The organism is Legionella rowbothamii, assembly GCF_900639985.1.
Classification (GTDB): Bacteria; Pseudomonadota; Gammaproteobacteria; order Legionellales; family Legionellaceae; genus Legionella; species Legionella rowbothamii.
This window is the reverse complement of sequence record NZ_CAAAIM010000027.1, coordinates 1-5,265: the sequence shown is the minus strand read 5'-3', so window position 1 is coordinate 5,265 and position 5,265 is coordinate 1. Positions and strand designations below refer to the sequence as shown.

Sequence of the window (5,265 nt, the reverse complement as noted above, 5' to 3'; positions counted from 1 at the left end):
TTCGATAAATCAATTGTCTTCTTACTCATATGCACCTCTTTTAAGTGTTAAATTATAACAAGTTAAAAGAGATGACACAGTTATTTAAACACTACCTTCCCTTCCTCTTTGGCTACGACTACATATTTACCATTTGCGTTTCTGTAAAAATCATGTAGTAAATAAATGTCTTCCGATTCTTTTTTGATTGTTTGCATAAAATATTTAAATCCATCTATTAGTGTATTATTTATCCTTCAGAGATAAAGTACAGAATTTTTTTCTCGGGCCAAATATTCTCTCTAAAATAAATTGACAATTTAGTTGTCTGCGGAGTTATGTCACTTGACCCTTTTTTAGCCGTAATCTCAGTAATTTCATTTTGGTTCAATGTTTCTTGCCATTCGGCTAATGCAATTTTAAATGCATCATCTTCTAGTTTTTTCTTTCGTTCTAATTCATTTTTTTTCGCTTCTATTAATAGAGCTTGAGCGATTTCTTGTGGTGACCGATAATTTTTTTCAAACCATGGCTTTCCCTTTCTAAGCCGGCCAATTAGCAAATTTAAAAGATCATCATAATGCTTATATTTTGCTGGTTCATGTTCCAATCCATATGCAAAATGTAAAATAGATTCTTGAACCATCTGGGGATCTGCTAACTCCGTTTCTAAAATATCCCTTAAGTGATTCTGATTAAATCCTATATCCTCCAATGGATAAATATTAATTTTTTTCCACTCTTCAGGTAAGTGAGTTTTATTATCGTGTTTGTTATTTACCGCTTTTTCGATGCCCATATGATTACCAATAGATATCCTATTGATATCCATTAGATCCTCATTCCCAACCATCCGTTTGTATTCTATCGCCGCATTTCGTATCAATTCAGTCAAGCTAAAAATATAGAATCCGCCTCGTCCTGTTTTTCCTCGTTCCCTTTGAATTAAATCTTTACTAACTAATCGCTGAATAGAGGTTTTAACCATTTGACTACTGGTACCAGTGATTTCAGAGAGAACCTCCCCTTTTATCACTCCTGTTGTTAGCATTCCTCTCGATGCACATCTCTCAACAATAAACATAAATATTTTTCTTTGATGTCCAGTTAATCTAAAAATAGCATCTAGAGTTGTCTCATCCTTCAGTGGACCGGCATTTTCTAACTTGGCTGTGTTATTTCGCTTTACTGTTTTCGTCTTATTGTGTGTTATAGGGCTGCCCTCCTTATTTTTAATGATCGCCTCATCTCCATAAGAGCCCTCTTTGATTTCCAATTGAATACTATTTGATTCCTTTTCTACTTCGTCCATATAATTCCATGGACGGTAATCCGACTTAACAAACTTCTTCTTTGATTTTTCCGCTAATTGATCGATTGTAGGCATCCGTTATCTCCCTTTTGCTACTTATTAGATATCAGCGGGGACCGCTTGTTGTTTCTTTTCTAATGATTTTTTGGTTGATTCGTTTGAATCTTTTTCTTGTACTATGGAAATGTTTAACAGTTCTCTAGTCAAAAGATCGACATCTTCACGTGCGGGAGAAATGTTTAATGAATCATATATTGACTCACCTTTTGTTATAACATTCTCGAATTCTTGGCTTTTTCTAATAACTGAGCGGATCATAGTATTTTCATAATTAGTCATCAAAAATTTCATCGTTTCGTGAGATAACGACGTTCTTACATCAAACTCATTTAATAAGGGGCGAAGCATAAGCTTTGTATGAAAATTTTTTTCTATGTTTCTAATTTCTTGCTTAGTAATCTCTAATCCTTCAAGACTAAATTCTGAAGGTGTAACTGGAGCAACAATGAAATCAGAAGCAAGTGCTGCTGCAGTAACAGAACTACCGAGAGCTGGTGGGCAATCAATAATGATTAAATCGTATTTGTTCTTTAACGGCGCGATCATGTCTTTATAAATTCGATCCAGGGGCAATCTCTTTAACATTAAGTTACTATCTAACAACGCATTTTCAATTCGACTTGGTAAAATATCCAGCCCTTCATATACAGTTAATATCCCATCCTCAATAGGTAGTTCTTGGTTAATAAGCTCTATCATTATTGGTGTATCATGAGAACTTACTCTACATGCTTTAGTCAAATTCCCTTGTTGATCCAGATCAATCAATAATGTTTTTGCTCCATAGAGAGAAGCTCTAACTCCAAGCCCTAAACACATTGATGTTTTACCCGTACCTCCTTTTACGATTTGAAAGCATAATACTTGGGGAGAAAAGTTTTGTGATAATAGCTCTTTAGCTGTTCTATGACCAAAATACACCCTATTACGGCTTTTTTCATGAAAAAGACTTTTTCTTTTAATTTGATTGTGTAAAGCTTGCGCTGTTACACCTAGTGCATCCGCTGCTTCACTTACCAGCATCTTTGGTTCCATGTTCTTTTCCTTGATGTTTAAGTTTAAAGGATATTTATTAACGAATCTTAAACAGTTTGAATTTGTCAGTCAATACTAAACAGCTATTAATCTATATTTATTCTTTTTTGTAATTAAGTATTAGTTTTATAAATATATTACTACTATTATGTTAACTTAAATGATACACATTAAGATTCCTATATGATTCTTAAATGTGTGCTTTTATTTTTCCATTAAGTTACCAATGCTATTTCAATGGCCTTTAGTTAACCAATTGAATTTTAAGTTAAAAGGATTAAAATATTGATTTTATCTTTGTTCGAAATCTAAATTTTATGACATAACCTTTGATGTCTATATAGATTTATAAATGAGTTCTTAACGATTCTTATATGAGAGCTTATTGCTAACTAATAGATATTCCATTGCTTACTCTTTGATACCCCTAGGGTTTCCATTTGGCTTGCAAATGAGCCCTATATGATACCTATATGATAACTTAAATAATATTTGAGTATTCTTTTTATACTTAATTAATTGATGATGTTAATTTATTATGGAGATATTTAGATTATGGTTATTTTTATTATTGAAATCGGCTTCAGTTAAATAAATAAACTTGTTTTGATAAACTTTAATTATTTAATAGTAATTTGATATGTTCTTACGTTTGGCCATATATTGCATGCGTTTATTTTTGTTAGATATTTAACATTAAAGATTTCGAACAGATGCTCATGCGAACCTCAATTAATTTCTGTTTGCTAAATAGATTTGTTGTTAGTCGCAAAGGTGTCTTTACTAATTCTTTAACTAAAGCGTTTGGAGTTTTTTACTTAGGTTAGATAAAGTTAGGTGCGGTGTTTTTGCAATGGTATTGAAAACTGTTTTTCTGATATCTTTATGATTTCTAATGTCTTCCAATTGATACCTGTTTGTTCATTTGCTTCATGCTTAGTGCTCACCGCTATTTTAAATAATGGTTGTAATTGCCTAGTGTATTCAAGAAGTGTCGCATTTTCCCCTTTGGTGTGAACTGCGTTAGTAAGGGTATTCAGGGCATTAAATGGACATGAATGATATCCATATGATTGCTAGACGAACCCAATTGATACCTCTTTGTTCATTTGTATCGTACTTAGCACTTATTGCTAGTTCAAACATGGCCGTAATTGATGTGCTTATAGCCTAGCCCTAATAATTTGATTATAAACAATGAAGCCGGAAAAGTGCATCAATAGAACAATTAAGAGTCCTAGGCAGGTTGTTAGCTTGAGCCCAATTGTGATCAATAGGATTAAGATCGGGAGAGTAAGGAGGCAAATACTGTAAAGTTACTTTCGCCTTTATTAATTGCTCTTGCATTGTTTTATCCTTATGGAAACCTGCATTATCCATGATAACCACACTTCTTTTGGGTAATTTTGGCAACAAATCATGCTCAATTCAACGATTAAAGGTCGCTATATTAATAGCCCCTTCAAATAAACTAACCGTAAGTAATTGATTGTCTCGTAAAGCGCCAATAGTATCGCTTACCCTTCAGAGAGCACCCATGAGATCGAGCCATATTATGGGCAAACCCTCTTTCATCCAAGTAAACAGAGGACGACCCTCTTCGTGATAATAAGTTATTCTTTTTTGAATAGAACGACGCCTTTCCTCATCTGCATTAGGATGTTTCCATTTATTTATAGGTTAATTTTAAGCGAATTAAAGCAGGACGAATCCCACTTATACTTACCTTAAAACGTGCAACGCGCTCATATTGATAACTATCCTGATACGCTTCAACATCTTTTTTAAGAGCTTCCATGTCTATTTTTGTCGCAGGTTTCTTTCGGTTCTTTTTCGGCTTTATCTTTTATACATTTTTCAATATCCAATGAGTGCGTCATAAATATATGATTACAATCAACATGTTATGAGTGGGTTATAGTCAAGTTATGGGGAGTTTTCCACATAGGAAAGAGAGGCAAAATTGGGTTTAGTGATGACATTATAGAGCCTTTATGTGATGTCTGTATGCTTTTTGGTTGAGTTATATTTGAACCCCTTTTATTCATTTACATATTACTTAGATGTCAATGTTAGCCTTAAGCGTGGTTGTAATTGCTGTGTGCAGCCAAGATGCGTTGATCTTTCCATTTCAAGCTGAAAGGATGCGGTGCAGTAGGTGTGGGCATTATAGGCTTGCGGCAGCCCCCGCTTTTTTATAATGGCAGAATGATGCCTTTAAGATTTCCATACGTATTCCATTTGCTATCTATTCGGTTTCTGATTGATTCCCATTTGAGCTCCAATTTGTGATCTATATTACATTTGCAGTGTACTTAGAAGTCGATGTTAGCCTTAAGCGTGGTTGTAATTGTTGGGTGCAGCCAAGATTTGTGGATCTTTCCATTTTGGTATGAAAGGAAGCGGTGCAGTAGGCGTGGGCATTATAGGCTTGGGACCGCTACCCCTTTTTTATGATGACTGAATGATGCCATTATGATTGCAGTTTGAATTCCAATTGATGACCTATATTACATTTGCACCATACTTAGAAGTCGATGTTAACCTTAAGCGTGGTTGTAATTGCTGTGTGGATCTTTCCATTTCGGGATGAAAGGAAGGGGTGCAGTAGATGTGAGCATTATATACTTGGAACTGAAGAGCCCTGCCTGTTTATAATAGACTGAATGATGCCTTTATGATTGCTATTTGCATTCCAATTGATGGCTTATATTGCATTTGCACCGCACTAAGAAGTCGATGTTAGACCTAAAGTGTCGATGTGATTGCTGTGCCCAGCCAAAATGTGTCGATCTTTCACTTTCGGGATGATAGGAAGCGGTGCAGCAGGTGTCGGCATTATAGGCTTGGGACTGAAAATCACTGCTTTTTTATAAGGG

At 34.6% G+C, this 5,265-nt stretch carries 4 protein-coding genes; all 4 read right to left on the bottom strand.

All coding sequences use genetic code 11. The features are described from left to right. Positions 1-229: 229 nt before the first annotated feature. Positions 230-1,366: a hypothetical protein gene (locus E1P08_RS17015; protein ID WP_133138133.1), complete on the bottom strand. Its 1,137-nt coding sequence runs from the start codon at positions 1,364-1,366 to the stop codon at positions 230-232. 24 nt (positions 1,367-1,390) lie between these two features. Continuing rightward, on the bottom strand, positions 1,391-2,386 hold the full coding sequence (locus E1P08_RS17010) for a ParA family protein (protein ID WP_133138132.1): 996 nt from the start codon (positions 2,384-2,386) through the stop codon (positions 1,391-1,393). A gap of 1,188 nt (positions 2,387-3,574) precedes the next feature. After that, positions 3,575-3,775 (bottom strand): transposase, encoded by a 201-nt coding sequence (locus tag E1P08_RS17875; protein ID WP_423202256.1) that lies wholly within the window; start codon positions 3,773-3,775, stop codon positions 3,575-3,577. 280 nt (positions 3,776-4,055) lie between these two features. Then, complete coding sequence (locus E1P08_RS17000; protein ID WP_133138130.1) at positions 4,056-4,229, bottom strand: IS630 transposase-related protein; 174 nt, start codon at positions 4,227-4,229, stop codon at positions 4,056-4,058. Between the last annotated feature and the right edge of the window lie 1,036 nt (positions 4,230-5,265).